The sequence below is a fragment of the Streptomyces sp. NPDC053474 genome (assembly GCF_044544845.1).
In the GTDB taxonomy this organism is placed as follows: Bacteria; Actinomycetota; Actinomycetes; order Streptomycetales; family Streptomycetaceae; genus Streptomyces.
The window spans coordinates 47,769-74,017 of record NZ_JBITXV010000019.1 but is presented as its reverse complement, the minus strand read 5'-3'; the positions used below and the strand labels follow the sequence as shown (position 1 = coordinate 74,017).

At 72.6% G+C, this 26,249-nt stretch carries 21 protein-coding genes; 5 read left to right on the top strand and 16 right to left on the bottom strand.

Features of this window, described 5'->3' with window-relative positions; translation table 11 throughout:
* Window positions 1-43: 43 nt before the first annotated feature.
* The 9 genes from ACIG3E_RS34685 to ACIG3E_RS34645 all read right to left on the bottom strand — a co-directional run bounded on the left by ACIG3E_RS34685 (window position 44) and on the right by ACIG3E_RS34645 (window position 10,983).
* Entirely contained in the window at window positions 44-1,000 is a 957-nt protein-coding gene (locus ACIG3E_RS34685) for an ABC transporter permease (protein ID WP_399623862.1), read from the bottom strand.
* 429 nt (window positions 1,001-1,429) lie between these two features.
* Complete coding sequence (locus ACIG3E_RS34680) at window positions 1,430-2,515, bottom strand: S1 family peptidase (protein WP_399623860.1); 1,086 nt, start codon at window positions 2,513-2,515, stop codon at window positions 1,430-1,432.
* Window positions 2,516-2,803: 288 nt separating this feature from the next.
* Window positions 2,804-3,748: a slipin family protein gene (locus tag ACIG3E_RS34675; RefSeq protein WP_399623858.1), complete on the bottom strand. Its 945-nt coding sequence runs from the start codon at window positions 3,746-3,748 to the stop codon at window positions 2,804-2,806.
* A gap of 114 nt (window positions 3,749-3,862) precedes the next feature.
* Complete coding sequence (locus ACIG3E_RS34670; RefSeq protein WP_399623857.1) at window positions 3,863-4,762, bottom strand: S1 family peptidase; 900 nt, start codon at window positions 4,760-4,762, stop codon at window positions 3,863-3,865.
* Between the two features lie 263 nt (window positions 4,763-5,025).
* Entirely contained in the window at window positions 5,026-5,829 is an 804-nt protein-coding gene (locus ACIG3E_RS34665; protein ID WP_399623855.1) for a DUF1684 domain-containing protein, read from the bottom strand.
* A 6-nt stretch (window positions 5,830-5,835) separates the two neighbouring features.
* Entirely contained in the window at window positions 5,836-7,131 is a 1,296-nt protein-coding gene (locus ACIG3E_RS34660) for an NtaA/DmoA family FMN-dependent monooxygenase (protein ID WP_399624019.1), read from the bottom strand.
* A gap of 80 nt (window positions 7,132-7,211) precedes the next feature.
* Complete coding sequence (locus tag ACIG3E_RS34655) at window positions 7,212-8,297, bottom strand: LLM class flavin-dependent oxidoreductase (RefSeq protein ID WP_399623853.1); 1,086 nt, start codon at window positions 8,295-8,297, stop codon at window positions 7,212-7,214.
* Between the two features lie 26 nt (window positions 8,298-8,323).
* Window positions 8,324-10,123 (bottom strand): FAD/NAD(P)-binding protein, encoded by a 1,800-nt coding sequence (locus ACIG3E_RS34650; protein ID WP_399623851.1) that lies wholly within the window; start codon window positions 10,121-10,123, stop codon window positions 8,324-8,326.
* Entirely contained in the window at window positions 10,120-10,983 is an 864-nt protein-coding gene (locus ACIG3E_RS34645) for an amino acid ABC transporter permease (protein ID WP_399623849.1), read from the bottom strand. The genes ACIG3E_RS34650 and ACIG3E_RS34645 overlap by 4 nt, the downstream gene beginning before the upstream one ends.
* 628 nt (window positions 10,984-11,611) lie before the next feature.
* Between ACIG3E_RS34645 and ACIG3E_RS34640 the strand changes: the two genes are divergently transcribed.
* Complete coding sequence (locus ACIG3E_RS34640) at window positions 11,612-12,562, top strand: ABC transporter substrate-binding protein (protein WP_399623847.1); 951 nt, start codon at window positions 11,612-11,614, stop codon at window positions 12,560-12,562.
* A 32-nt stretch (window positions 12,563-12,594) separates the two neighbouring features.
* On the opposite strand, the gene ACIG3E_RS34635 is transcribed toward ACIG3E_RS34640, so the two are convergent.
* The gene (locus tag ACIG3E_RS34635; protein ID WP_399623845.1) at window positions 12,595-13,857 is read right to left on the bottom strand and encodes a DUF5685 family protein; all 1,263 of its coding nucleotides are present in this window, start codon (window positions 13,855-13,857) and stop codon (window positions 12,595-12,597) included.
* 387 nt (window positions 13,858-14,244) lie between these two features.
* Here ACIG3E_RS34635 and ACIG3E_RS34630 point away from each other — a divergent pair, with 387 nt between their 5' ends.
* The gene (locus ACIG3E_RS34630) at window positions 14,245-14,688 is read left to right on the top strand and encodes a cell division protein SepF (RefSeq protein WP_399623842.1); all 444 of its coding nucleotides are present in this window, start codon (window positions 14,245-14,247) and stop codon (window positions 14,686-14,688) included.
* A 9-nt stretch (window positions 14,689-14,697) separates the two neighbouring features.
* Here the strand turns inward: ACIG3E_RS34630 and ACIG3E_RS34625 are convergent, their stop codons facing one another.
* Window positions 14,698-15,894 (bottom strand): acyl-CoA dehydrogenase family protein, encoded by a 1,197-nt coding sequence (locus ACIG3E_RS34625; RefSeq protein ID WP_399623839.1) that lies wholly within the window; start codon window positions 15,892-15,894, stop codon window positions 14,698-14,700.
* Between the two features lie 172 nt (window positions 15,895-16,066).
* Entirely contained in the window at window positions 16,067-17,686 is a 1,620-nt protein-coding gene (locus ACIG3E_RS34620; RefSeq protein WP_399623838.1) for an MFS transporter, read from the bottom strand.
* Window positions 17,687-18,003: 317 nt separating this feature from the next.
* Here ACIG3E_RS34620 and ACIG3E_RS34615 point away from each other — a divergent pair, with 317 nt between their 5' ends.
* On the top strand, window positions 18,004-19,149 hold the full coding sequence (locus tag ACIG3E_RS34615; protein WP_399623836.1) for a glycosyltransferase family 39 protein: 1,146 nt from the start codon (window positions 18,004-18,006) through the stop codon (window positions 19,147-19,149).
* Window positions 19,150-19,413: 264 nt separating this feature from the next.
* Window positions 19,414-20,436 (top strand): phosphatase PAP2 family protein, encoded by a 1,023-nt coding sequence (locus ACIG3E_RS34610; RefSeq protein WP_399623834.1) that lies wholly within the window; start codon window positions 19,414-19,416, stop codon window positions 20,434-20,436.
* A gap of 117 nt (window positions 20,437-20,553) precedes the next feature.
* Here ACIG3E_RS34610 and ACIG3E_RS34605 read toward each other — a convergent pair whose 3' ends face one another.
* Window positions 20,554-20,769, bottom strand: coding sequence for an I78 family peptidase inhibitor (locus tag ACIG3E_RS34605; RefSeq protein ID WP_399623832.1), 216 nt, complete (start codon window positions 20,767-20,769; stop codon window positions 20,554-20,556).
* 535 nt (window positions 20,770-21,304) lie between these two features.
* Between ACIG3E_RS34605 and ctaD the strand changes: the two genes are divergently transcribed.
* A complete protein-coding gene (gene ctaD, locus ACIG3E_RS34600; RefSeq protein WP_399623830.1) occupies window positions 21,305-22,996 on the top strand; it encodes a cytochrome c oxidase subunit I in 1,692 nt (563 codons plus the stop codon).
* On the opposite strand, the gene ACIG3E_RS34595 is transcribed toward ctaD, so the two are convergent.
* The 3 genes from ACIG3E_RS34595 to ACIG3E_RS34585 form a co-directional block, all read right to left on the bottom strand.
* Window positions 22,881-23,936 (bottom strand): helix-turn-helix transcriptional regulator, encoded by a 1,056-nt coding sequence (locus ACIG3E_RS34595; protein WP_399623827.1) that lies wholly within the window; start codon window positions 23,934-23,936, stop codon window positions 22,881-22,883. The two genes, ctaD and ACIG3E_RS34595, sit on opposite strands and share 116 nt — an antisense overlap.
* A gap of 71 nt (window positions 23,937-24,007) precedes the next feature.
* Window positions 24,008-24,871, bottom strand: a complete 864-nt coding sequence (locus ACIG3E_RS34590; protein WP_399623825.1) for a hypothetical protein — start codon at window positions 24,869-24,871, stop codon at window positions 24,008-24,010.
* Window positions 24,868-26,133: a glycosyltransferase family 4 protein gene (locus ACIG3E_RS34585; RefSeq protein ID WP_399623823.1), complete on the bottom strand. Its 1,266-nt coding sequence runs from the start codon at window positions 26,131-26,133 to the stop codon at window positions 24,868-24,870. Before ACIG3E_RS34585 ends, ACIG3E_RS34590 begins: the two co-directional genes overlap by 4 nt.
* Between the last annotated feature and the right edge of the window lie 116 nt (window positions 26,134-26,249).

The window sequence follows — 26,249 nt, the reverse complement described above, 5'->3', positions numbered from 1 at the left end:
TTGCGGATGGTGCGGGTGAGGGTGGCGCGCGGCGCGCCGGGGCTCAGCGGGCGGTACGGGGGTCGAGCGCGTCCCGTACGGAGTCGCCGAGCAGGTTGAAGGCGAGGACGAAGAGCAGGATCGTCACGCCGGGGAAGATCATGTAGGTCGGGTCGTCGTAGAAGACCTCGGAGCCGCGGGCGATCATGCGGCCCCAGTCGGGGATGGGCTCGCTGATGCCCACGCCGAGGAAGGACAGGGCGGCCTCGGCGGTGACGATGCCCGGCAGGGCGACCGTGACGTGCACGAGGACGGGCGCCCACACGTTCGGCAGGAGCTCGCGCAGCACGATGTGGCGGCGCGAGGCGCCCACGGCCCGTGCGGCCTCGATGAACTCGCGCTCGCGCAGGGAGCGCACGGTCGTCCTGAGGACCATCGCCAGGGGCACCCAGCCGAAGGCGGCGAAGACGAGCACCAGGACGGTGAACTGCATCCAGGCGGGCTCGTTCTCGCCGGGGTCGACGAAGCGGGTCTGCACGATGGGGCTCAGCGCGAGGAAGAGCAGCAGCGTCGGGAAGGCGAGCAGCACGTTGCAGACGAAGGTGAAGACCCGGTCGGCGAGGCCGCTCAGATAGCCGACGGTCACACCGAGGACGACGCCGAGGACCGCGATGACGGCGATGGCGGCGCCCGCGACGAGCAGCGAGGTGCGGATGCCGTACAGGAGCTGGGTGAACACGTCCCGGCCGAGGCCCGGTTCGAGGCCGAACCAGAACTCGCCGGACATGCCGCCGTTGGGCCGCACCGGCAGGCCCTCCGGGCTGAGGAGGCCCGCCTCGTCCTGGCCGTAGTGCTCGGTGGGGTTCTTGCCGTAGAGCGCGGCGACGAGCGGCGCGGCGAGCGCGAGGAGCACGAAGAAGGCCACCACGCCGAGCGCGGCGAGGCCGACGCGGTCCCTGCGGAAGGCGCCGACGGCTGCCGCGAGCGGGCCGCGGGGCTCGGTTCGTGGCGCGTCGGCCATGCTGCCCAACTCCTGATGACGTGCGGACGCGGAGGTGTCCCGCGTCGGGGTGCGCATCATTAGAGCCAGCAATGCGGCGCCCTTGCAAATCCTCCACAGAAGACATTTCCGGAATGCTGCGGAGATTTACAGGGGCGCAACATTCCAGGCCCCCAAACGGGGGTCAAACGGGCATCTTGCCCGACTTGAGATACGCGTCACATACCCACACTCTGCAAGGTCGAAGCACCTCACGACCTTGCTTCATAAGGCGCACCACGCACGCAGCCTTCACTTTGGCCAGGAGTCTACGCGCGTCACCCCTTGGGAATTCAGGGAAGGGAAATTATTCAACTCCATTACTTAAACCCGCCCGACGCACCCCCGTAAATGCGGAAGGGCCCCGGAAACCGAAAGGTTTCCGGGGCCCTCAGGCCGCCCGCCCAGGCGTCAGCCGATTTTCGCGCCAAAGGCTTCGAGGGCCTCCGGCACCGGCTGGAAGAACGTCTCGCCGCCGGCGGAGCAGTCACCGCTGCCGCCGGAGGTCAGACCGAGCGCGGTGTCCCCCGCGAAGAGGGCGCCGCCGCTGTCGCCGGGCTCGGCGCAGACGTCGGTCTGGATGAGGCCGTTGACGACGTCGCCGTTGCCGTAGTTCACGGTGGCGTCCAGGCCCGTGACCTTGCCGTCGTGGACCTGCGTGGTGGAGCCGCTGCGCTGCACCTGCTGGCCGACGGTCGCCGCGCCCGCCTTCGTGATCTTCTGCGTGCCGCCGTCGTAGAGGTTGACCTCGCTCGGGTGGGCGGTGTCGCCGCTGTACTTGACGATGCCGTAGTCGTTGTCGGGGAAGCTGGAGCCCACGTTCTTGCCGATGGCCGGGCCGCCCTGCTTCTCGGACCAGCTGGAGACGGCCTCCGTGCAGTGGCCCGCCGTCAGGAAGTGCGGGGCGCCGTCCTTGACCACGTTGAAGCCGAGGGAGCAGCGGCTGCTGCCGCCGTAGATCGCGTCGCCGCCCGCGATGAGGGGCTTGAACTCCCCCTTGGAGCGCTGGAGCTCGGCCTTGCCGCCGAGCTGCTTCACGACCGCGTCCAGCTTCTGGAGCGCGGCGCCGCGCACGGTGCGGTCCGCGGTCACCACGACCTTGTTGGTGGCCGGGTCGGTGGCCCAGGACGTGCCGGGGATCGACGCCTTGTCGCTGAGCGTGGAGCGGGCGCTCTTCAGCGCGGCCAGGGAGTTCTCGACGACTCTGGCCTTGGCGCCCGCCGTCTCGACGGTGTCCACCGCGTCCTCGTCCAGGACGTTCACGACGAGCTGCTTGGCCCCGGCGTCGTAGTACGTGCCCGCGGCGTCGGCGCCCAGCTCCTTGTCGAGGGACGAGGCGAGCTTTCCGGCCTGTGCCACCGACAGCGTGTCCGGTGTGGGGGTGGGCTTGTCGTCGCTCGCGTTCGCAGTCTGGAAGGTGACTGCCGCGCCGATCAGGGCGACGGCTCCCGCGCCTGCCACGGCGACGCGCCGCTTGGGTATGCGTCGGTGCTTCAACTCTTGTCCTCCTGTGGGGGGTCCGCCCGCTCCGGTGTGGGGACCTCGGCGGCCGGTAAGCGTGAGCGCATGGCGGCGCGGCCCTGGTGAAGCCGCGTCCATGCCAATAGGACGCGGCCCACTATTCCCAGCCTCACAGGCGGCACACAAGGTCGACTTCAGGACGCCCGCCCGGCAACGCGCCTGTTCCCGCGGCTCGTTGACCCAACGTGGTCACGCCTAGTCGTCCCCTCGCCGGTCCCCGGTGCAAACACCGGGTGCGAGCGGGCGGTGGGCAGCGGGTGAGGACTAGTCCTGTCCGGTTTCCGTCGCCGCGGTAGCGCCGGGCGGCACGGCGGGAGGGGTGGTTGACGATTCCACTCCGCTTTCCGGTCCGCTTTCCGGCGGGGCGGCGGCGGGCGCGGGGCCCGAGGGCGCCGGGTCCGACGGCGCGGGGCCCGCCTGCGCCCGTTCCAGGAAGCGCAGGAGTTCGACGGGGAAGGGCAGGACGAGGGTGGAGTTCTTCTCGGCGGCGACGGCGACGACGGTCTGGAGCAGGCGGAGTTGGAGGGCGGCGGGCTGTTCGGACATCTCCTTGGCGGCTTCGGCGAGTTTCTTGGAGGCCTGGAGTTCGGCGTCGGCGTTGATGACGCGGGCGCGGCGTTCGCGGTCGGCCTCGGCCTGGCGGGCCATGGAGCGTTTCATGGTCTCGGGCAGGGAGACGTCCTTGATCTCGACGCGGTCGATCTGCACGCCCCAGCCGATGGCGGGGCTGTCGATCATCAGCTCCAGGCCCTGGTTGAGCTTCTCGCGGTTGGAGAGCAGGTCGTCCAGGTCGCTCTTGCCGATGATGGACCGCAGCGAGGTCTGGGCCATCTGGGAGACGGCGAAGCGGTAGTTCTCGACCTGGACGATGGCGTTGGCGGCGTCGACGACCTTGAAGTAGACGACGGCGTCGACGCGCACGGTGACGTTGTCCCGTGTGATGCCCTCCTGCGCGGGCACCGGCATCGTCACGATCTGGAGGTTGACCTTGCGCATCCGGTCCACGATCGGCACGACCGTCGTGAAGCCGGGGCCGCGCACTCCCTCTTGCAGCCGCCCGAGCCGGAACACGACACCGCGCTCGTACTGCTTGACGACACGCGCCGCGGACAGCAGGTACAGCAGTCCGGCGGACGCGACGGCCGCTCCGGCCGTCACCAGTTCCTCGACCACGACGGCCCCCGGGGTCTCATGGGGCGAATAGGGCATGCAGTACGAAGGTAACGCGCCGCCCACCCCAGGGCGAGCCCCGCGGCGCGCCAAGGGCGAGCCCCCGCCCGGGAGTTGGGCGGGGGCTCGTCGGGAACGGCTCGGAGCGCGGCGTCAGAACACGCTGACGTTGTACGCGCGCAGCGCCTCGGTGACCGGCTGGAAGAAGGTCGTACCGCCGGAGGAGCAGTTGCCGCTGCCGCCGGAGGTCAGGCCCAGCGCGGTGGAGCCCGCGTAGAGGGGGCCGCCGCTGTCGCCCGGCTCGGCGCACACGGTGGTCTTGATCAGGCCGCTGACGACGTCACCGCCGCCGTAGTTCACGGTCTGGTTGAGGGCGGTGACGCGGCCGCTGTGCGTGCCGGTGGTCGAGCCGCGCCGCGTCACGCTCTGGCCGACCGTCGGGTCGGCGGCGCGGGTGATGTCCTGGCTGCCGACCGTGCCGGACTTGGTGACCGAGTTGTTGGTGTACTTGACGATGCCGTAGTCGTTGCCGGGGAAGCTGGAGCCCGAGGTGGTGCCGAGCACCGTCGTCTTGGCGGAGTTGGCCCACCACGTGCCCGCGCCGTCGGTGCAGTGCCCGGCGGTGAGGAAGTAATAGGTGCTGCCGTTGCGCACGTTGAAGCCGAGCGAGCAGCGCCAGCTGTCGGCGTAGATCGCGTCGCCGCCGGAGATGTACTTCTGGAAGGTGCCCGGCGTGCGCTCGATCTTCAGGGCGCCCGCCTTGTCGCCCGCCGCCCTCTTCACCCGGGCGATCTCGGCCGCGGACACCGTGCTGTCGGCGGTCACGACGACCTGTCCGGTCTTCGCGTCGACGCCCCAGGCGGTACCCGCCACGTCCGCTTCGAGGACGGCGTCACTGGCGGCCGTGAGGTCGGACGCGCTGTACGTACGCGCCTCGTCGGCGCTGGCGGCGGGCACGGCGAGCGCCGCCGCGGCCACCAGACCGGTCGCGAGGGCGACGGTGCGGAGGTGTCTCGTCGTGGTGCCGCGGGGGGTGGTGCGCTTGATCCTCACTGCTGGTTCCTCCCGAGGGAAGTCAGGGGGTCCGTGGGGGCCGGGCCCGTGAGGCGCAGCCAGCGGACACGACGGATTCCGGCTACGTCGTGCCCCTGACAAGCGCTGCACGGGAGTATTCGGCGGGGTGACGCACCGCACAAGGTGCCGTTTCCAGCCGCTATGGCCGGATGCCAGCGCAACGCCTCCGCAGGCCCGCGTGACGGGAGCGCCCGAAGCGGCCCCGGTGCCGCACTACCGGCATGCGTCACCGGGGCCGCAGGTCAGCGAAGCGCCACGGTCCGCTCCCCCGCGGCGATCTCGACGGGCAGGGTGTTGCCGGGCGGCGGGAACGGGCAGATGAAGTGGTCGGCGAACGCGCACGGCGGCAGCAGCGCGCGGTTGAAGTCGACCGTGACGCTGCCGTCGGCGCCGGGCGCGGGCGGCCGCAGGAACCGGAAGCGGTAGCTGGAGCCGCCGCTGGTGGCGTCCGCGAAGACGGCCCACAGCGAGCCGTCGGCCTCGACGCTCACCTGGAGCGTGTGGTCCTGCCCGGCGAGGCGGAAGGCGAGTTCGCCGCCGAGCCCGAGCCCGCGCTCCACGCCGTCCGCGTTGGACACCCGCACGGTGCGGTCCTCGCCGTACGGGGTGAAGCGGCCCGCCACCGCGAACCGCGGGTCGTGGGCGGTGGCCTCGATCCCGGTGAAGGCGCGCCGCGCCGGGGCGTCGGGGTCGAAGTCGCGCACCGCCCACAGCCCTTCGCGGCGCAGCACGACGAGGCGCCGCGCACCGAGCGCGAGGCGCGCGGCCGTGACCGGGCCGGGGTCCGCGGTGAGCCGGGCCGTGCCGGGGAAGGGCTTCCCGTCGAGGGTGAGGCCGTCGTCGGGGCCCGCGGTCAGGACGACCTCGTCGCCGTCCTCGGCCCAGTGGCCCGGGAGGCCGGGCAGGGCGCCGTCCGGGTGGTCGGCGAGCCAGTGCGTGCCGGTGAGGGACAGCGGGCCGTAGGGCGCGGACACCGTCTCGACGCGCTGTGCGTGCCACTGCTTCCAGTCGCGGAGCGCGTCCTCGGTGGAGCCTGTCGTACTCATGGTGCATCAACCCTTCCGTGCGGGCTCGGACAGCCCGAGGTGTGAGCGCAGCGTCGCGCCCTCGTATTCCGTGCGGAACGCGCCGCGCTCCTGCAACAGCGGCACCACCCGTTCGACGAACTCGTCGAGCCCGCCCGGCGTCAGGTGCGGGACGAGGATGAAGCCGTCGGCGGCGTCGGTCCGTACGAACTCGTCGAGCTGTTCGGCGACGGCGGCGGGCGTGCCGACGAACGACTGCCGCGCGGTCGTCTCGATGACGGTCTGGTGCAGGGACAGGCCCTTGGCGCGGGACAGCGCCCGCCACTTCTCGGCGACGGCAAGCGGGTCGCCGACCCGCACCCGGCCCTGGACCAGCGTGGAGTGCGGGTCCGGGTCGATGTCGGGCAGCGGCCCGTCCGGGTCGTACGCCGACAGGTCGACGCCCCACACCTGCTCCGCGGCCAGGAGGGCGTTCTGCGGCGAGACCTGCTGGCGGCGGATCTCGGTGGCCCGCTCCTGCGCCTCGGCCGCGGTGTCGCCGAGGACGAAGGTGACGCCGGGCATGATCTTGAGGTCCTCGGGCGCGCGGCCGTACCGGGCGAGGCGGCCCTTGACGTCCGCGTAGAACGCGCGGCCCGCCTCCAGGGTGCCGTGCCGGGTGAAGACCACGTCGGCGGCCGACGCGGCGAACTCGCGGCCTTCGGGCGAGTCCCCGGCCTGGATCACGACGGGGTGGCCCTGCGGCGGCCGGGCCACGCCGAACTCCCCGGAGATGGTGAAGTGCCGCCCGCTGTGCGCGAAGGGGCGCGGCTCGCCCGGGGAGCCGTCCGCCCCGGGGCTCCAGGAGTCCCACAGCTCCCGGGCCGTGGCGACGAACTCGGCGGCGCGGGTGTACCGGTCGGCGCGGTCGAGGAAGCCGCCGCGCCGGAAGTTCTCGCCGGTGAAGGCGTCGGAGGAGGTGACGACGTTCCAGGCGGCGCGGCCGCCGCTGAGGTGGTCGAGCGAGGCGAGCCTGCGGGCCAGGTCGTAGGGCTCGTTGAAGGTCGCGTTGACGGTGGCGGCCAGGCCCAGGCGGTCGGTGACGGCCGCGAGGGCGCTCAGGACGGTGAGGGACTCGGGCCTGCCGACGACGTCCAGGTCGTGGATGCGGCCCTTGTGCTCGCGCAGCCGCAGGCCCTCGGCGAGGAAGAAGAAGTCGAAGAGCCCGCGCTCGGCGGTCCGGGCCAGGTGCTCGAACGACGAGAACTCGATCTGCGAGCGCGACCGGGGGTCGGCCCACACGGTGGTGTTGTTCACGCCGGGGAAGTGCGCGGCGAGGTGCATCTGCTTGCGCGCGGCGGATCCGGCCGTACGGGGCCCCTGCGGACGGGACCCCCGCGGACCGGCTCCGTGGGTGCCGGAGGTCATGACGCCTCCCTCGCGTGCGCCGCGTAGCGGTTGGCGGGCCGGGCGAGGCCCAGGTGGTCCCGGAGCGTGGCGCCCGGGTAGAAGGTGCGGAACAGGCCGCGGTGCTGGAGCAGCGAGACCGTGCCGTTGACCAGGCGCTCCAGGTCGCGCCGCGGCTCCACGGGCGTGAGGTGGAAGCCGTCGGCGGCGCCCGCCGCGTGCCAGGCGGCGATGAGGTCGGCCAGGTCGACGGGCCCGCCCCGGTAGAGCGGCCCGTCGGCGGTGGGGTGCGGGCCGCCGCCGTGCCCCGGCTGCGCCGCGTGCTCCCCGCCGCCGAGGTCGACGACGAGCGCGGCGAGCACCCGCAGTGCCTCGGGGTCCCGGCCGAGCGCGGCCGCGCGGCCGCGCAGTTCGGCGCGGGCGGCCCCGGCCTCGGCCGGGCTCGCGGCCCGGACGAGGGCGACGTCCGCGTGCCAGACGGCCACGTCGCGGGTGTGCTCGGCGGTGGCGTCGACGACGACCACGGGGTGGCCCTGCGGCGGCCGGGGCACGATGGAGGGCCCGCGCACACAGAAGGCGGTGCCCTCGAAGTCGACGTAGTGCAGCTTGTCCCGGTCGATGAAGCGGCCGGTGGCCACGTCCCGGATCTCGGCGTCGTCCTCCCAGCTGTCCCACAGCCGCCGGGCGACGTCGGCGACCTCGCCCGCCTCGCGCCACAGCGCGTCGCGCGGGGCCGCCCGGCGCCGTCCGAACAGCCTGGCCTCGGCCTCGGTCGCGGACACCTCGACGGCCCACCCGGCCCGGCCGTGGCTGACCCAGTCGAGCGTGGCCACGGCCGCCTGCACGTGGAAGGGCTCGGTGTGCGTGGTGGTCACGGTGGGCACCAGGCCGACGCGGCCGGTGGCGGGCGCGACGCGGGAGAGCACGGCGAGCGCGTCGAGCCCGCGGCGGGCGAAGCCGTCGCCGAGGGTCACGAAGTCGAGGGCGCCGTGCTCGGCGAGCCGGGCGAGTTCGACGAAGGGCGCGGCGTCGTGGGCGCCGGGCAGGTCGACGGCGGCGGCGAGATGCAGCGGGCCTCGGCAGGGGGGTGGGCTTGCGGACATCGGAGTACACCTCTCTCGGGCGGCGGTCACCGCCCGGCCTCGTGCAGGCAGGTCTCGTACAGGAAGGTGAGGACGGCGCGCGCGGTGGCGTCGTTCTGCCGGAAGGAAGGGCTGTTGGTGCGCGGCCGCGTGAAGGCGCCCGCGCCGCGCGCGTCGGTGTGCGGGCCGAGGGCGAAGCGGCGCGGGTGCGGGCTGCCCGCGCGGTCCCGGACACGGCCGTCGGCGGGGTCGACGGCGAGGAGCCCGTCGGGCGTCTCGGCCACCCCCTCGGCGTGCAGGGCGCGCAGCAGCGGGTCGCGGGTGCGGGCGAGCGTGGGCTGCGGAAGGCGCGCCTCGACCAGGGCGCGGGCGTCCACGTGCTGTCCGGGCACGGTGGCGCTCGTCGCCCGGAACACTCCGTCGCGCGCCTCGACGCGCAGGTCCGCGCCGAGGAACCGGACGATCCCCGCGCGGGACAGGGCGAGCAGCTGGCGCAGCCGCGGCCCGGGCGGCCCCGACGCGAGGTAGCTGAAGTAGCCGTGCCACCAGGGCCCGATGTCGCCGAGCCGGGTGAGCTGCCCGTAGACGGAGAGCAGGCCGAGGAAGACGGCCAGGTCGGGGCTGTGCGCGGGGTCGTGACGGCGGGTCAGGTCGGCGGTGATGTAGGCGCGCAGGCCCTCCTGGAGCCCCGCGTACGAGGAGTGGCGGACGCCGTCCAGCGGGTGGTCGAGGGCGGTGAGGTCGAGCCGGTCGGCGGGGTCGGGCACGGCGGCGGAGACCAGGGCGTGCAGTTCGGGGCTGCCGGGCGGGCAGGCGGCGTACTTCTCGTCGAAGTCGTGCCAGGCGGTGGCCGTGCGCTCGGGGTGCGCGCTGAACAGGCGGTGGTAGTGGGCGAAGCCCAGCTCCTTCTCGATCAGCGGCCACACGTCGCGCCCGAAGTCGAAGCCGCCGGGCCGGGCGAGCAGCTCGTCGATCTGCGCGGGCCCCAGGTAGCGCGGCAGCGGCGGCCGTTCGCCGTCGTCCCAGGTGTAGCCGAGCTTGGAGTGGTACGGCACGCCGCGCCGCGAGCCGACGTACAGGACCGGCTCGCGGCCCGAGGGCACGTAGGTGTCGCCGTCGTAGCGTCCGCCGCGCCCCTCGGTGAGGAGCACCATGAGGTCGACGAAGGCCAGGCCGAAGCCGCGGACCAGCACGTCCTGGCCCGCTTCGAGGGCGTCGAGGTCGCTGTCGGCGGTGAAGTCGGGCGGCAGGTGCACGAGCCCGTGCTCGCGGGCGTGCCGGGCCAGGTGGAGCTGCTCGGCGTCGGGTTCGGCGTCGAGGTGGCCCTGGGCGAGGATCACGAGGTCGCCGAGGAGGGGGCGCGGGCGGCCTTCGAGCCACACCCGCTGGCGGCCCGCGCGGGGCCCGGTCAGCCGCAGGGCGCGCCGGGCGTGGTGGTGCACGGTGATGCCCGGCGGCAGCGCGGCCACGGACGTCTCGTACACCCAGCGCAGATAGGCGCCCTGGGTGCGGCGCCCGGCGAAGGTCTGCCCGTCGAGACCCGCCCACTCGTGCAGCGCGGGGCCCGGCCGGACGGGTCCCGCGAGGTCCACGGTGTCGTCGGTGAAGAGGGTGACGTCCTGTGCGTGCGAGTTCATCCACAACAGCGGCGACTGCCGCTCCCGCCAGATGCGCCCCGGCCCCGGCGGGTAGGGGTCGACGAGGTGGATGTCCAGGCGCGCCCCGGCGTACAGGGACGGCGCGTTGGCGGCGATGCGCTCGATCAGGCCGGTGGCGCGCGGGCCCGCGCCGACGATCACGAGGGTGGGTGTCCCCGCCACCGTCGACGAGGCCGTCGCGGTGCTCATCGGGCGAGCTCCGAGCCGCGCGCGTAGTGCCGCTCCACGTAGTACTGCCCGACGCTGAGCACGGAGGTGACGACGACGTACCAGAGCGTGGCGACGAGCAGGAGCGGGATGACCTGGTAGGTGCGGTGGTAGACGAGCTGCACGGAGTACAGCAGGTCCTGCACGGCGATGACGCTGACGATGGAGGTGCCCTTGAGCGTGCCGATGAGCATGTTGCCCGCCGGGGGCACGATGGAGCGCATGGCCTGCGGAAGAACGATTCTCCGAAAGCGGCGCGCGCGGCCGAGCCCGAGCGACTGCGCGGCCTCGGTCTGTCCCCGGTCGACGGAGAGGATGCCGCCGCGCACGACCTCGGCGGCGTACGCGGCCTCGTGCAGCGTGAGCCCGATGACGGCGATGGTGACGGGCCCGAGCAGGTCGACGGTCTTGATGCCGAGCAGCGTCGGGTACAGCGCGCCGATGTTGAACCAGAAGAGGAGCTGCACCAGGATCGGCATCGACCGGAAGAACCAGACGTAGCCCCAGCTGACCGCCCGCAGAACGGGGTTGCTCGACAGTCTGCCGAGGGCGAGCAGGGTGCCCAGCGCGAAGCCGAGGACCATCACGGCGGCGGTCAGCCACAGCGTGAGCCACAGTCCGCGCAGCACGGCCGCGGTGGTGAAGTAGTCGCCGACGACGCCCCACTGGAAGGCGTCGTTGCGCACGACGGAGTTCAGGGCGAGGGCGAGCACCGCGACGAGGACGGCCGCGGCCGCCCACTGGCCGAGGTGGCGCCGGGGCACGATGCGCGGCTCGGGCGGATGGTCTCTGGAGGGGTCGGGCCGGTGGACGGCCACCTTGGTGAGGGCGTCGGATGACATGCGAAAGCTCCGATGGTGCGAGTGATGCCTTCACATGCGCCGCGTGCGACACGCGGGCCACGCCGGGCCGACCGGCCCGCACGGAGCGAGCCCCTCAGCACGCGTCCGCCTCCCGAGACTACGTGGCACGTCGCGCCCGCTGTCAAGACCGACCGCCACGCCGTCTCACGCCTCTGTCCAGAATATGAGCCGTACGTCTCAACGCAGTTGACGCCTTTCCGGATGCCTGTTCCACTTGTGCTCATGCATCCGCAGCAGTGGCTGGTCACGCGCTCCCACATCGACTTCGGTCGTGTGTGGTCGGCGTCTTGTTGATGCTCCTCTGAGCCGACCGCCCCGCCGCGCCTCCGGGCCCTTCGCCCACCGCGTCCCACTCTTCGGACCGGTCGTCTCACCTTTCTCCGGTACTCCCGCACGTCGCGTTCCCGCGGTCCCGCACCTCCGTACGCGGCGCTCCCGTACCCCCGTACGGACGTCGTCCCGTACGTCCGCCCTGCCGTAACTCCCGCGCGTCCGCGCGCGGTTGCCCCCGTCTTCACACGCGTCCGTGGACGCGGCCACACCCCTCCCCTCGCTCGCCCCCTCCTTCCGCCCGCCTTCGCGCCCCGACACCGGAGAACGCCACGCCATGCGCACGTCCCGCACGTCCCTGTCCGCCTTCGCCCTGATCACGACCGCCGCGCTCGCGCTGACCGGGTGCGGCTCCGGCGGCTCGTCCGGCGCCTCGGCGGGCGCGGCGCCCGGGGGCGGGAGCGGCAAGCTCCCGACGACCGACGTGGTGTCGGCGGTGCGCAAGAACGCGAAGGCGGCGGCCCTCCTCCCCGCCGACGTGCGCGAACGCGGCACCCTGAGAATCGGCAGCAGCGTCGGCGGCACCCCACCGGGCTCCGCCTATCTGGAGGACGGCAGGACCGTCGTCGGCCAGGACATCGACTTCGCCGACGCCGTCGCCAAGACCCTCGGCCTGCGCCTGAAGCGGGAGACCGCGAGCTTCGAGGCGATCCTGCCCGCGCTCGGCAGCGGCAAGTACGACCTGGGCACCGGCAACTTCGGCGTGACGGAGGAGCGGCGCAGGACGATCGACTTCGTCACCTACATCAACGACGGCCAGGGCTTCGCCGTCCGCGACGACAGCAAGCTCAAGAAGGTCACGGACTTCCGCCAGCTGTGCGGTCTGAACGTGGCCACCGGCGCGGGCACCACGTTCGAGGCGACCCTGGAGGACAACAAGCACGTGTGCGCCGACGCGGGCAAAAGGCCGTACAGCGTCAAGACGTACACCGAGCAGGGCGCGATCTGGGGCTCTTTGCGGCAGGGCCGCAGCGACGTGGTGATGTCGACCATCAACGGCCTGCGGTACGCGGTGAAGCAGCAGCCGGGCCTGAAGTTCCTCGGCGAGTTCCACCGCCTGGACGTGGGCTTCGCGTTCAAGAAGGGCACGAAGCTGGCGCCCGCGTTCCAGGCGGCGGTCAATCAGCTCATCGAGGACGGGACGTACGACCGCATCCTGAAGAAGTGGGGCACGCGGGCGTCGGCGATCGACGCGTCCCGGATCTCACCACGGGAGATCAAGGACTGACCCGGCGTCACCCCGGCCGGGCGGGGCCGGGGCTAGCAGTCGCACGCGCAGCACTCGCAGCACTCGCACGGGCAGTCGCAGTCCCGGCAGGCGCCCTTGCGCTTCTTCCGGGACCACGGCCCCTCGTACTCGCGGGCGCAGCACAGCTGGCACGTGCAGCACAGGCCGATCGCGACGAGGCAGCCCGCCCAGAACCCGCGCGGCTTCTTCGGCTCCCCCGACCAGGGGCCGAAGCCCCCGCCGCCGTACCCGCCCCCACCGGCCGCGCCGCCGTACCCGCCGCCGTACGCGTCGCCGTAGGGGCCGCCGCCCCCGTACGGCGATCCGCCGCCGGAGCCTCCGTAGGGGCCCTGCCCGCTCCCGCCGCCGTACGAACCGTCGTACGCCGTCACGTCGAGGCCGGTCGCGCCCCGCCCTTCGTGCGGGGCGTGGCCGCAGGACGCCGTCCCGAACGCCCGGTCCACCGACCGGCCCAGCTCGTGCACGAGCAGGAAGTGCGCGAGCTTGGCGTCGGTGAACTCCACCTCGGCGAGGGCGAGCCGGATGCCGTGCAGCGCGTCGTCGGCGAGGCGGCGCGCCTCGGCGGCGGTGGCGCCGGTGGCCGTGATCGGGTTCCAGGCGCCCGCGGCGGCGTCGGCCTGCCGGTCCTCCACGGCGTCGAGCAGATGCGCGAGCCGGCCGAAGAGCCGCCCCGCCTCGGCGAGCGGCTCCGCGTTGCCGGGGCGGCCCGCGAGGACGGCGGTGTGCGCGAAGGCGGCCGCGGTGGCCGTCTCGGTGGGCTCGGTGACGGTGAGCAGGGACGTGCCGGGGCCCGCCAGGGCCTCGATGCCCTCCTGCCGCTCCACGGCGTCGACGAGGACGGCCGTATCGAAGCCCACGGAGGCCCCGGTGCGCGCGCCCGCCCGGTCCCAGCGCCCGGCGACCCGGCGCGCCGCGGCGGCCACCGGCCTGCGGGCCAACAGGCCGTCGCCGTCGACGACGTGGTCGCGCACCTTCGCGGAGGCGAGCACCAGCGACACGGCGGCGGCGAGCCGCGCGCCCTCGCCGCGGGCGACCGACGCGGTGCGCATGCCGCGCAGCGGGCAGGGGCCCGCGGTGCGCCGCCAGCCGGTGGTGCGCTCGGCCTGAGCCTCCGTCAGGACCGAGATGATGAGCCCGTCGTAGTTGGTCACGACGCGCGCGAACTGTCCGTGGTCACCGCGCAGCGCGAGGCAGAGCCCGCACAGATGCGCCATCCACTGGGTCTTGAGGCCCTCACCGAGGCGATGGGCACAGGGCCTGACTATTCCGAACAAGACGATTACCCCCGTGTGCTCCCCCGTGCGCCGACGCGTCATACGCGTGGCCCACCGGCGGTCCCGTGCGTGGTCGAACGACTACTGACGGTCCGTCAACGGCAGCTCGGCACCGCGCCACGGACCCCCCGCGGGCATCGTAGCGAGCGGCCCGTTCACCCGGACGCACCGACCGTCACCCGGACGCCGAGAGAAATCATATTTCACTCACAGTCAGCAGCCGGGCACGGCAATCCCCTTGAAGAACCACGCGTGTCGGCCCGTTGACTGTGCACCAGTACCGTCACGAAACCCCCGTGCGGCGTCTATCCCCTTGGCGCACCATCCGCATCATGGACGACGATAGGGGTGCGGAACACGAGCAGACCGCAGCGAGAGGAGGCGTCCATGGGATCGGTGCGCAAGGCGAGTGCCTGGCTTGGCCTCGTCGACGACAACAACGACGAGCGCTACTACGACGGCTACGAAGACGACGGGGCCGATGGCCCCGAGGCCGACGCCTGGGTCACGGACCCGCGCGTGAAGGTGGCGTCGGACGTGGCCGAGGAGAAGGGCGCCAGGATCGGCACCGTCACGCCGGACAGCTTCCGCGACGCCCGGGGCATCGGCGAGCTCTTCCGTGACGGGGTTCCGGTCATCGTGAACCTCACGGCGATGGAGCCCGCCGACGCCAAGCGCGTGGTGGACTTCGCGGCCGGGCTCATCTTCGGCCTGCGCGGGTCCATCGACCGGGTGGCGCACCGCGTCTTCCTGCTGACCCCGGCCCACACGGAGATCGTCAACGGCGAGGGCCCCGGCCGCCGCGCCGACGGCTTCTTCAACCAGAGCTGAGGCGGGGCCTCACCGGAAGGCGTCGATTCCGGTGAGCGCCTTGCCCAGCACCAGCTGGTGCATCTCGACGGTGCCCTCGTAGGTGAGCACCGATTCGAGGTTCGTGGCGTGCCGCATCACGGGGTACTCAAGAGAGATCCCGTTGGCGCCGAGGATCGTGCGCGCGGTGCGGCAGATCTCGATCGCCTCCCGTACGTTGTTGAGCTTGCCGAAGCTGACCTGCTCGGGTCGCAGGGTCCCGGCGTCCATGCGGCGCCCGAGGTGGTGCGCGAGCAGGATCCCCTTGTGCAGTTCGACCGCCATGTCGGCGAGCTTGGCCTGGGTGAGCTGGAAGCCGCCGATGGGCCTGCCGAACTGCTCCCGGGTCCTCGCGTACTCCACGGCGGCCTCGAAGCTGGCGCGGGCCGCGCCCATCGCGCCCCAGGTGATGCCGTAGCGCGCGTGCGTGAGACAGCTCAGCGGGCCCTTGAGCCCACTGGCGCCGGGCAGCACCGCGTCGGCGGGCAGCCGCACCTCGTCCAGGACCAGCTCACTGGTGACGCTGGCGCGCAGCGACCACTTGTGCTTGATCTCGGGGGCGGAGAACCCCGGGGCGTCGGTGGGCACCGCGAAGCCGCGGATCCCGTCATCCGTCCGCGCCCACACCACGGCCACGCCCGCGACCGAGCCGTTGGTGATCCACATCTTGCGGCCGGTGAGGACCCAGTCCGTGCCGTCCTTCTTCGCGTACGTGCGCATGGAGCCCGGGTCGGAGCCGTGGTCGGGCTCGGTGAGGCCGAAGCAGCCGATGATCTCGCCCGCGGCCATCCCCGGCAGCCACCGCTGCTTCTGCTCCTCGGAGCCGAACCGCCAGATCGCGTACATGGCGAGCGAGCCCTGGACCGAGACGAGCGAGCGGATGCCGGAGTCGGCCGCCTCCAGCTCCAGACAGGCGAGCCCGTACTGCACCGCGCTGGCCCCCGCGCAGCCGTAGCCGGTGAGCGACATGCCGAGCGCCCCGATCGAGCCGAGCTCGCGGGCGAGTTCCCGCACCTGGGGCAGCTCGCCGGTCTCGTACCACTCGGCGATGTGCGGGAGCACGCGGTCGGCCGCCCAGGACCGGACGGTGTCGCGGACGGCGAGGTCCTCCGGTGCGAGGAGGTCGTCGACGCCGAGCGGGTCGGCGGGGTCGAAGGACGGGCGGGTGCGGCTGCTTGCGGACGACATGCGGGGCCTCCGGCGGGGCGTTCTTAACTAGCGCTGGTAGTCAGTCAGGCTCGGCCCGACGCTACGACGCGCGGTCCCCCGCGTCCAGAGCGACCGGCCACGCTGGATCTTTCAGCCCGTTCGGCGTTTGAGGACGAGGCCGAAGGCCGATCAGGCCCCGCCGAGGTGCGCCTCAGCGGAGGGACTCCGCGGGAAGGCCCGCGCCGTCGCGGGGCAGGGGCATCCCCGGTTCGCCCTGCCCGGCAGGGCCACCGCAGTCCATGCGGCGCGGCAGCCGCAGGGCCGCGAGCGCGCCGAGCAGCAGCAGTCCCGCGCTGACCAGGAGGGTCACGTGCAGGCCGTGGACGAAGGAGTTCCGCGCCGCGGCCCGCAGGGCCTCGCCCTGTCCCCCGCCGAGCCGGTCGGCGACTTCGTAGGCCTCGCCGAGGGAGTGCCCGGCCGCCGTGCTGTCGGCCGCGGGGACGCCCCGCACGGAGGAGAGCCCGGGCGCGTACGCCGCGTTCATGACGCTGCCGAGCAGGGCGATGCCGATGCCCGCGCCCAGCTGGTAGGAGGTCTCGCCGATGGCCGCGGCGCCACCGGCCTGGGTCTGCGGGGCCTCGCTGAGCATGGACTCGTACGCCCCGAACAGCGTCGTCTCCAAGCCGAAGCCGAGCAGCACGAAGCCGGTGAGCAGCAGCGGGGCGTTGTCGTCGCCGCCCATGCCGGTCAGCGCGACCACCGCGAGCGCGGTGAGGCCGAAGCCGCAGGCGACCATGCGGCGCGGCCCGAAGCGCTGGAGCAGCCGGGAGCCCGCGAGGCCCGCGGCCATGGCGGCGATGGTGAGCGGCAGGAGCCTGAGGCCGGTCTCCAGCGGGGACAGGCCGAGCACCAGTTGCAGGTACTGGGCGGCGATCAGCTCCAGGCCGACGAGGGCGAGCATCGCGAGCACGATGCACCCGACGGACGTGCTGAACGCGGGCCGCGTGAACATCGCCAGGTCGACGAGCGGATGCGTGCGCCGCCGCTGCCTGCGGACGAAGGCGACGAGCAGCCCGCCGCCGACGGCGAGGGCAAGCAGCGTCGTCGAGCCGAGCGGCGACTCGCCGCCGCCGAGCCGCTTGACGCCGAGGACGAGGCAGAAGAGCCCGCCCGCCGCCATCAGCGCGCCGACGACGTCCCACGGTCCGTCGCGCTCGCCGGTGGACTCGGGCAGCAGCCAGCGGCCGACGGGCAGGCTGACGAGCATCAGCGGGATGTTGATGAGGAAGACCGAGCCCCACCAGAAGTGTTCGAGCAGGAAGCCGCCGAGCAGGGGCCCGACGGCCGCGCCCACGGCGGCCACCGCGCTCCAGATGCCGATGGCCAGCGCCCGCTCGCGCCGGTCGGGGAAGACCTGGCGCAGGATCGAGAGGGTCGCGGGCATGATCATGGCGCCGCCGACGCCGAGCAGCGCCCGGGCGACGATGAGGACCTGCGCGGTGTCCGCGAGCGCCGCGACCGCCGAGGCCACGCCGAACAGGCCGTAGCCGAGCAGCAGCACGCGTCTGCGCCCGACGCGGTCGCCGAGCGTGCCGAACAGGATGAGCAGCGAGGCGCAGACCAGCGGATAGATGTCCACGATCCACAGCAGCTCGATCGCGCCGGGCGTGAGGTCCTCGGTGACGGCGGGCACGGCGACGTGCAGGACGGTGGCGTCGACGGCGACGAGCAGCAGGCTGACGCAGAGGACGACGAGCACGACCCAGCGGTTGGCGCCCGCGCCGGGGGGCCGACGGCCGGATGGAGCGGCGGCCGTGGTCGTCCCGGACATGTGCGTACCTCCCAGTGATACCTCGCGAAATGCGGCCCAGCGGGATCCCGTGGGACCCAACGGGATCAGGTCGTCCGGCTGTGGCGGCTGTGAACAGCGAGTGGCCGTCAGCGTACGCGAGTCCACGCGCGCCGCGCGTGGCGGACCTCTCACGGTTGCCCCGCAGGCATGTGGCATACGCCACAGCGAAAAGCCCGTCCGGCGTTTGAGGACGAGGCGCGAAGCGCCAACAAGGGGGGAAAGGGGCGCAGCCCCATCCGCACGGGACACCTGGGAGGCGACAGGGAGGGACGAAGGGGGACGGGGATAATCACCCGGTGACCGATCATGAAATGCCCCCCGCGGGGAAGGCCACCGAAAGGCGCCACGCGGCAGCGACCGCGCTGCTCGCGTACGCGGGGGTACGCGCCCTGGGCCTCGCGGCCTTGGCCGCGTGGTGCGCGGGCACGGGCAAGAGCCCGCACACGCTGCTCTCCGCCCGCTGGGACTCCCTCTGGTACGTACGCGTGGCCGAGCACGGCTACGGCTGGGAGGTGACCCTGCCGGACGGCAGCGTGCACTCCAACCTCGCGTTCTTCCCGCTGCTGCCGTGGCTGGAGCGGCTGGTGGCGGCGGTCGGTCCGCTGGGTCACGCGGACGCGGGCCTGCTGGTGAGCGCGGTCGCCTCGCTGTGCGCGGCGGGCGGCATCTTCGCCGTCGCGGACCACGTGTACGGGCGCCGGGCGGGCGTGTGCGCCGTGGCGCTGTGGGCGGTGCTGCCCGTCGGCATCGTGCAGTCGATGGCGTACAGCGAGTCGCTGTTCACGGCGCTCGCCGCCTGGTCGCTGTACGCGGTGCTCACGGGACGCTGGGTGACGGCGGGGCTCCTGGCCTGTCTCGCGGGCCTGACCCGGCCGGTGGGCGGGGCCGTGGTCCTCGCGCTGTGGGCGGCGGCGGTCCTCGAAGTGCGCCGCCGGGGACGGGTCGACGCGCGCGTCGCGCTCGGCGCGCTGCTCGCCCCGCTCGGGGCGGCCGCCTACGTCCTGTGGGTCGGGCACCGCACGGGCGGCGGCCTCCTCGGCTACCTCGACGTGCAGGAGGGCTGGGGCAACGGCTTCGACGGCGGCTACGCCTTCGCGCGGTTCATCGGCGCCAAGTTCACCTCCGTGCCGGGCGCGCTCGCCGGGCTCGGCCTGATCGTCGGCGTCGCGCTGCTGATCCGCCTTTACGTCGCCGGGGTCCGGCAGCGCCAGCCGCTGCCGCTGCTCGTCTACACCGGGGTCGTCCTGGTGCTCGCCCTGTGCGCCGCGGGCTACTTCGGCTCCAAACCGCGCCTGCTGATGCCCGCCTTCCCCCTGCTGCTGCCCCTCGCGGTGGCGCTCGCGCGGCTGCGGACTTCGCGATCGGTGCTGGTCATCAGTGGTGTGGCCGTGGCCGGAGCGGTGTACGGGGCGTTCTGGCTGAACGGCTCGGGGCCACCCTGATCACGCCAAGATCATTTATCCGGGCGCCCCCTCAGGGCCGCCCGGTGAGCACCCGGAGAATTCCGCACCAGATCCCGGTGAACGAATTCATAAGCGCCCTAAAACCCGGGGAGCGACGATCAACGAATTGGGTATAAGGGCCCTGATGGAAAAGGCATTACGGCGGGAATACGCCGGGGCCTGAGAGCAATGCCACATCACATCGTCATCACAACCCCACCGATTCGACCGGGAACGGCGCTCACTCGCTGTAACGTCGATTGGGTGCGTACCGAACGAAACCTGACCCGTCTGGACCGGCTCTTCGCCCGTCTTGACCGTGAGCCGGAACGGCCGGTTCACCTCGATGTGCCGAGGATGAGCCGGCACAGAGTCGTGCTCTTCAGCGCGACCCTGGCGTTCTACCTCGCCATCGTGGTCGCCGTCCTGGCCACCTCCTGGCTCGTGCGGTTCGACTGGCAGGTCATGTTCTTCCGGCCCTACCAGCAGTGGCCCGAGATCCACGGCTTCCTCGACTACTGGGTCGTGCTCGGCCAGCGCGGCCCCACCGCCGTGATGGTCGCGGCCTGGCTGGGCTGGCGCTCCTGGCGGCAGCACACGCTCCGCCCGCTCCTGATGTTCGGTACGGCCCTGCTGCTCCTCAACGCCACGGTGGGCGCCGCCAAGCTCGGCATGGGCCGCCTCGGCCCGCACTACGCCACCGTGATTGGCTCGAACGAGATGGGGCAGGGCGGCGATATATTCCCTTCGGGCCACACCGCCAACGCCGTCGTGACCTGGGGAATCCTCGCCTATCTGGCCTCGACGCCGGTGACCCGCCGCTATCTGTCGGCGCTGTCCGCCGTGGTCTCCCTGAGCGTCGGCCTCACCACCGTCTACCTGGGTACGCACTGGCTGAGCGACGTCTTCCTCGGCTGGGCCGCGGGCCTGCTCATCCTGCTCGCGCTGCCCTGGTTCGAGCCGCTCGTCGCCCGGGTCGAGCCGTTCGCGCTCGGCCTCTGGCACCGCCTGCGGGCCCGGCCCCCGGTCGCCGTCGGCCCGGCCCCGGCGCTCGTGCCGCAGCGGTCGACGCCGGGCGCGGCCCCGGCCTCCGGCAAGGGCTCCGGTGAGCAGCCGCCGGTGCGCGAGCCCGTCGCCGCGGGCCGGACCCGCACCCCGGCCTATCTCGCCCCCGGCCCGCACACGGCCCGCTGCGAGCGCACCCCGGTGACCCCCGCGGGCCCCCGCCGCCCGCCGCACGCGGACCGGGTGCGCGGCGCGTCGGCCCGGCCCGTCACCGGCGCCTGACCCACCCCCCAGACCGCGGGACCGGTACGCACAACTGACTCCCGCACCGCGAAGGCCCCGGCTCCGCCACGGAGCCGGGGCCTTCGTACGGGACGGCCCGCGAACGGGACGCCGGGCTCAGCCCTTCCAGCAGCGCTTCACCCGGCCGCCCTCGACCTCGAAGTTCAGCCGCCCCGCGAGGTACTCCAGGGTGATGAACGTGCCCGGCGGCAGCGACCTGACGGTGGACCATCCGCGGGCGCGTGCCCGGCTCTCCGCTTCGGCGGCGTCGAGGCCGACATAGGAGTCCGGGGTGTCCTGGGGCTCGGCGGGCGGGGTCGGGATGGGTGCCATACCGGCCACGTTAGGCGGCTGATTCCCGCGGGGGAAGGCCACGGCGCGGGACCATGCGGCACGGATCCCCCTCCGGTCACGCTTTTGTCACAGGATCACGACGCGCGTTTCGCCCTAACTCCGTCACACGTACGAGCGGTTCCACCCTCGCTACGGCGGAATTCCGGCCGAACTCCGAAGCTCTTGCGGCCTTCTTGAGGCACCGTCGGAAAATCCCGCCCGACCCCGCCCGGGGAGCGTCCGAAACCTCGCGCGAATACTTTCCGAAACCTTCTACCGATCCTCCGCAATCCGGATTCCCGGGCGCCGCGCGGAAGGTAACGGAGTGCGGGGAATTCATGATTCCTCTCCCGCTCGCCGCGCGTCCCGCGCCCGCTCACCGCCCCTTCCCCGCGCCGTTCCCGCCCCCGCGCTCCCGCGAGCCGGAGCGCGGTCCGGCGCCGGAGTGCCGTACGCCCTCTGTCGGAGTCGGGGGCACGCGAGCATCATGGCCTGTGCTTCGGGCAGCCCAGGACGCGACAGCGAAGGGGCAAGCATGGGGACGCAGACGGTGGGGACGGCGGCGGAGCGCCCGGCGCGACGGCGGACGCGGGGCGCGATCCTCGTCGACTGGCTCACCACCACCGACCACAAGAAGATCGGCCACCTCTATCTGATCACGTCGTTCATCTTCTTCCTGATCGCCGGGGTGATGGCGCTCCTGATGCGGGCCGAGCTCGCCCGCCCCGGGCTCCAGATGCTGACCAACGAGGAGTTCAACCAGCTCTTCACGATGCACGGCACGATCATGCTGCTGCTGTTCGCGACGCCGACGTTCGCGGGCTTCGCCAACGAGATCATGCCGCTCCAGATCGGCTCGCCCGACGTGGCGTTCCCGCGGCTGAACATGCTCTCGTACTGGCTGTTCCTCTTCGGCGGTCTGATGGTGCTCGGCTCGCTGCTCGTGCCGAGCGGTCCGGCGGCCTTCGGCTGGTTCGCGTACGCGCCGCTCAACAGCCTGGAGCGGTCGCCCGGCATCGGGGCCGACCTGTGGATCATGGGCCTTGCGCTCTCCGGGTTCGGCACGATCCTCGGCTCGGTGAACTTCCTGACCACCATCATCGGGATGCGGGCGCCCGGGATGACGATGTTCCGGCTGCCCGTCTTCACCTGGAACGTCCTGTTCACCTCGGTCCTGGTGCTGATCGCGTTCCCGGTGCTCGCGGCCGCGCTGCTCGTCCTGGAGGCGGACCGGCGCTTCCACTCCGTGGTCTTCGACGCCCAGTTCGGCGGTGCGCTGCTGTGGCAGCACCTCTTCTGGTTCTTCGGGCATCCGGAGGTCTACATCATCGCGCTGCCGTTCTTCGGCATCATCACCGAGATCATCCCCGTGTTCAGCCGGAAGCCGATCTTCGGCTATCTGCCGCTGGTCGGCGCGACGATGGCGATCACCGGTCTGTCGGTGGTCGTGTGGGCGCACCACATGTTCGCGACGGGCGCGGTGCTCCTGCCGTTCTTCTCGTTCATGTCGTTCCTGATCGCGGTGCCCACCGGGGTGAAGTTCTTCAACTGGACCGGCACGATGCTCAAGGGCTCGCTGTCCTTCGAGACGCCGATGCTGTGGGCGGTCGGCTTCCTGGTGTCGTTCCTGTTCGGCGGGCTCACGGGCGTCCTGCTCGCCTCCCCGCCGATCGACTTCCACGTCACCGACTCGTACTTCGTCGTGGCGCACTTCCACTACGTGGTGTTCGGCACGGTCGTCTTCGCGACCTTCGGCGGCTTCTACTTCTGGTGGCCGAAGTTCACCGGCAAGATGCTCGACGAGCGGCTCGGCAAGATCCACTTCTGGACGCTGTTCGTGGGCTTCCACACCACGTTCCTGGTCCAGCACTGGCTGGGCGCGGAGGGCATGCCCCGGCGGTACGCCGACTACCTGGACGCGGACGGCTTCACGGTGCTCAACACCCTCTCGTCCATCGGCGCCTTCCTGCTCGGCATGTCCACGCTGCCGTTCCTCTACAACCTCTGGAAGACGGCCAAGTACGGCGAGAAGGTGGACGTCGACGACCCCTGGGGCTTCGGCCGCTCCCTGGAGTGGGCGACGTCCTGCCCGCCGCCCCGGCACAACTTCGTCACGCTCCCCCGGATCCGCTCCGAGTCCCCGGCGTTCGATCTGCACCATCCGGAGTACGCGGCGTTCCGGGCGCCGGACGACCAGGTGCGGCACCCCGGTCCAGGGCCCGGCTGAGCACGTCCCTGAGGGAGCGGATCCGGTCGAGCGCCGCCACGGGCTCGACCACCTCGAACTCGAAGCCCAGGAACATCACGTGGAAGACCAGGAACTCCAGGCTGGCCGCCCCCGTGCGCAGCAGACAGGTGTGCTCGGTCTCCGCCTCCAGGGTGCCGTCCAGCGGCCTCACCCGCTGCGTGGCCTCCTCCAGGGACACGAGGAGGCGGACCGTGGACCGCTCGGCGTAGGCGCTGGTCGACACGCCCCGGGAGACGTAGGCGGCCAGGTCGTCGGCGGGCGGGGTGCGGGGCGCGCAGCGCGGACCGTGCGGCGGCCGGGGCGTGATCCGGTCCACGCGGAACGTGCGCCAGTCCTGCCGGTCCAGGTCCCAGGCGACGAGGTACCAGCGGCGCTCGGTGCACACCAGGCGGTGCGGCTCGACGGTGCGGCGGCTCGAACTGCCGCCGTGGTCCAGGTAGTCGAAGCGCAGGCGTTCGGAGTCCCGGCAGACGGCGGCGAGGTCGGTGAGGACGGAGGCGTCGACGGCCTGCTGCCGGGGCGCGTGCAGCATCGGCACCGTGACGGCGTTCAGGGCGCCGACCCGCCGCCGCAGCCTGCTGGGCAGGACCTGTTCGAGCTTGCCGAGGGCCCGTACCGAGCTCTCGCCGATGCCCTCGATGCCCCCTCCCGCGGCGGTGCGCAGGCCCACGGCGACGGCGACCGCCTCGTCGTCGTCGAGCAGCAGCGGGGGCAGCTGGGCGCCCGCGCCCAGCTGGTAGCCGCCGCCGGTGCCGGGGCTCGCGTTGACGGGGTAGCCGAGCTCGCGCAGCCGGTCCACGTCCCTGCGGATGGTGCGCGCGGTCACGCCGAGGCGCTCGGCGAGGTCCGCGCCCGACCATTCCCGGTGGGCCTGCAACAGCGAGAGCAGGCGGAGCAGTCGTGCGGAGGTCTCCAACATGCGGCCGATTCTGCCGCCCCTCGCGGACAACTACGGTCCGCGAGGGCGGGGCCTGCTCCCGGCACGTGCCCTCAGTCGCCGACGGCCACCGCCCGGACGCGCACCGCCAGGTCGTTGTCGTTGGTGTAGTACGGACCGGCCTCGACCGGCCCGTCCGGGCCTTCGATGACCGTCACGGGGTAGGTGAAGATCGGCTTCTTGTCCGCCACGTCGTCGAGCAGCCGGGCCAGGCGCACCCGCGGCCCCTCGTCGCCCCCGGGCAGCAGCCACAGGTCCCAGGGGCCGTGCCCGGCGGCGAGGTCCTCGTACCGCAGCGTGACGTCGAACTCCGGCCCCCGCGCCGTGACATCGACGCGCACGACCCGCTCGGGCTCCTTGCGGAACACCGCCTCGACCCGCGCCCCCGCGGCGAGCTCCGTGCCGTACACGCGGCCGCGCGCAGTGACCCCGGTGTCGGTGATGCGCAGCTCACCGGCCTCCGCGTGCGGCGCCCGCACCCAGGCGCGCACCGAGAGGTTGCCCTGCTTGGTGGCGTACGGGATGCGCACCGAGACGTGGCCGCGGCTGCCGCTGGGCGCGCGGTCCACGAGCGAGCGCAGGTCGTTCACGCCGGGCATGAGCCGGCGCGGCTCCCCGCCGTCCACCAGGGCGTACGCGTTCCAGCGGCCCTCGGCGAGCTCGACGCTGCTGGGCAGCGCGGCGCGCAGCCGCCCGTCACCCGCGGGGGTGAGGGGCAGCCGCACCTCGGCGACGGGGTCGGAGTCCCTGCGGCGCAGCAGCAGATGCGCGGTGCCCGCCTCGCCGGGGTCGGTGACGTCGAAGGTCAGACCGCCCGCGGAGTCGGCGATGCAGTCCGCTCGGGGCGGGGGCACCTGCCCGGGCCCTCTCGCGTCGTCACTGGATCCGATGGTGTCCTGGGTGGACACGGCCGTCATGCCAAGCGCCCCTTCGTCGGTGCGGTTCTTCCGGCGTCCCGAACGGCGTACGCGCCGCCGAGCAGCGCTCCCCTGGCGCGGTGCATCGTGCCGCGCACCCGGCCGCCCAGCGAGCCGCCGCGCTGGAGCATGCCGTGGAACATCACCTCGTAGCGCTCGGCGATGCGGGCCGGGTCGAAGCGTTCGGAGTCCTCAAGCGCGGCGTCCGCCATCCGGTGGCGCAGCGCGTCGTCGTTGATGAGTTCGAGCAGGCCGCCCGCCATGGCGTCGGCGTTGCCGACCTCGACGAGACGGCCGTCGACGCCGTTCTCGATGATCTCGCCGGGGCCGTGCGGGCAGTCGGTGGAGACGACCGGGAGGCCGCAGCGCATGGCCTCGACGATGGTCATGCCGAAGGACTCCAGGCTGGAGCTGACGGCCGCGATGGAGCCCTTGGCCCACTCGGGCTCGATGGGGTGGGCGGGGCCCATGAGGAAGACGTGGTTGTACAGGCCGAGGTCGTCGATCAGGCGGCGCAGCTTCTCCTTCTGGCGGCCGCCGCCGTAGATCCGCAGGCGCCAGTCGGGGCGCTCCCTGCGCACCTTGTCGAAGGCGCGGATCAGCAGGTCGTACCGCTTGACGGGGGCGAGCCGCCCGGCGGCGACGACCCACTTGTGGGAGCCGTCGGCGGGCTCGATGCCGGGCGCGGGCACCGGGTTCGGCACGGCCTGGACGTGCACGCCGGGCAGCCGCATCCGCCTGCGGTAGTCCCGTGCGTCGGCCTCGGTGGTGGTGGTGAGGACGTCGAGGCGGGGGTAGACGCTGCGCAGCTGGAGGCGCAGTTCGGCGGAGTGGCTGTCGAGCGTGAGGTGCTCCTGGCCGACGCGCAGCACGCCGCGCCGGGTCTGCCGGGCGACGTGCACGTTCAGGCCGGGCCTGGTGCCGATGACGACGTCGGACCGCAAGGACTTGAGGTGGGCCTCGATGCGCTGGTCGGTGAGGGCGCTGTACTGCGCGTAGCGGCCCTCGGCGCTGGGGAAGACGCGGGCCGGGATGGTGTGGGCCGCGCTGTCGCCCTCGTATCCGGGGCTGTCCTTCCTGATGTCCACGAGGTGGCTGAGCCGGATCCGCGGGTCCGGCGCGAAGACCGGCTCGTCGCGGTGGCGCAGCACCGAGACGATCTCCACGTCGTGCTGCTCCGCGAGGGTGTTCGCCAGGTTGTACGTGGTTCGGATCGTCCCTCCGATCCCGTACGCGTTGTGAATCAGGAAAGAGATATGCATACGTACCCGTATTCCGCGTTTACCCGTGGCCAGTGCGTCTCGTCCGCCTACCGAGGGGTTAGACGGGAATCTCAGGCCAAGGGTTGGGTCGAGATCCCGCCTTGTTCCTCAACGGA

Excerpts from the sequence above, each read along its gene's own strand:
- ACIG3E_RS34675 (WP_399623858.1), bottom strand. The coding sequence starts at position 3,748 with ATGCCCTATTCGCCCCATGAGACCCCGGGGGCCGTCGTGGTCGAGGAA.
- ACIG3E_RS34625 (WP_399623839.1), bottom strand. The coding sequence starts at position 15,894 with ATGTCGTCCGCAAGCAGCCGCACCCGCCCGTCCTTCGACCCCGCCGAC.
- ACIG3E_RS34585 (WP_399623823.1), bottom strand. The coding sequence starts at position 26,133 with ATGCATATCTCTTTCCTGATTCACAACGCGTACGGGATCGGAGGGACG.
- ACIG3E_RS34630 (WP_399623842.1), top strand. The coding sequence starts at position 14,245 with ATGGGATCGGTGCGCAAGGCGAGTGCCTGGCTTGGCCTCGTCGACGAC.
- ACIG3E_RS34645 (WP_399623849.1), bottom strand. The coding sequence starts at position 10,983 with ATGTCATCCGACGCCCTCACCAAGGTGGCCGTCCACCGGCCCGACCCC.
- ACIG3E_RS34640 (WP_399623847.1), top strand. The coding sequence starts at position 11,612 with ATGCGCACGTCCCGCACGTCCCTGTCCGCCTTCGCCCTGATCACGACC.
- ACIG3E_RS34590 (WP_399623825.1), bottom strand. The coding sequence starts at position 24,871 with ATGACGGCCGTGTCCACCCAGGACACCATCGGATCCAGTGACGACGCG.
- ACIG3E_RS34650 (WP_399623851.1), bottom strand. The coding sequence starts at position 10,123 with ATGAGCACCGCGACGGCCTCGTCGACGGTGGCGGGGACACCCACCCTC.
- ACIG3E_RS34655 (WP_399623853.1), bottom strand. The coding sequence starts at position 8,297 with ATGTCCGCAAGCCCACCCCCCTGCCGAGGCCCGCTGCATCTCGCCGCC.
- ctaD (WP_399623830.1), top strand. The coding sequence starts at position 21,305 with ATGGGGACGCAGACGGTGGGGACGGCGGCGGAGCGCCCGGCGCGACGG.
- ACIG3E_RS34660 (WP_399624019.1), bottom strand. The coding sequence starts at position 7,131 with ATGCACCTCGCCGCGCACTTCCCCGGCGTGAACAACACCACCGTGTGG.
- ACIG3E_RS34605 (WP_399623832.1), bottom strand. The coding sequence starts at position 20,769 with ATGGCACCCATCCCGACCCCGCCCGCCGAGCCCCAGGACACCCCGGAC.
- ACIG3E_RS34685 (WP_399623862.1), bottom strand. The coding sequence starts at position 1,000 with ATGGCCGACGCGCCACGAACCGAGCCCCGCGGCCCGCTCGCGGCAGCC.
- ACIG3E_RS34665 (WP_399623855.1), bottom strand. The coding sequence starts at position 5,829 with ATGAGTACGACAGGCTCCACCGAGGACGCGCTCCGCGACTGGAAGCAG.
- ACIG3E_RS34620 (WP_399623838.1), bottom strand. The coding sequence starts at position 17,686 with ATGTCCGGGACGACCACGGCCGCCGCTCCATCCGGCCGTCGGCCCCCC.
- ACIG3E_RS34595 (WP_399623827.1), bottom strand. The coding sequence starts at position 23,936 with ATGTTGGAGACCTCCGCACGACTGCTCCGCCTGCTCTCGCTGTTGCAG.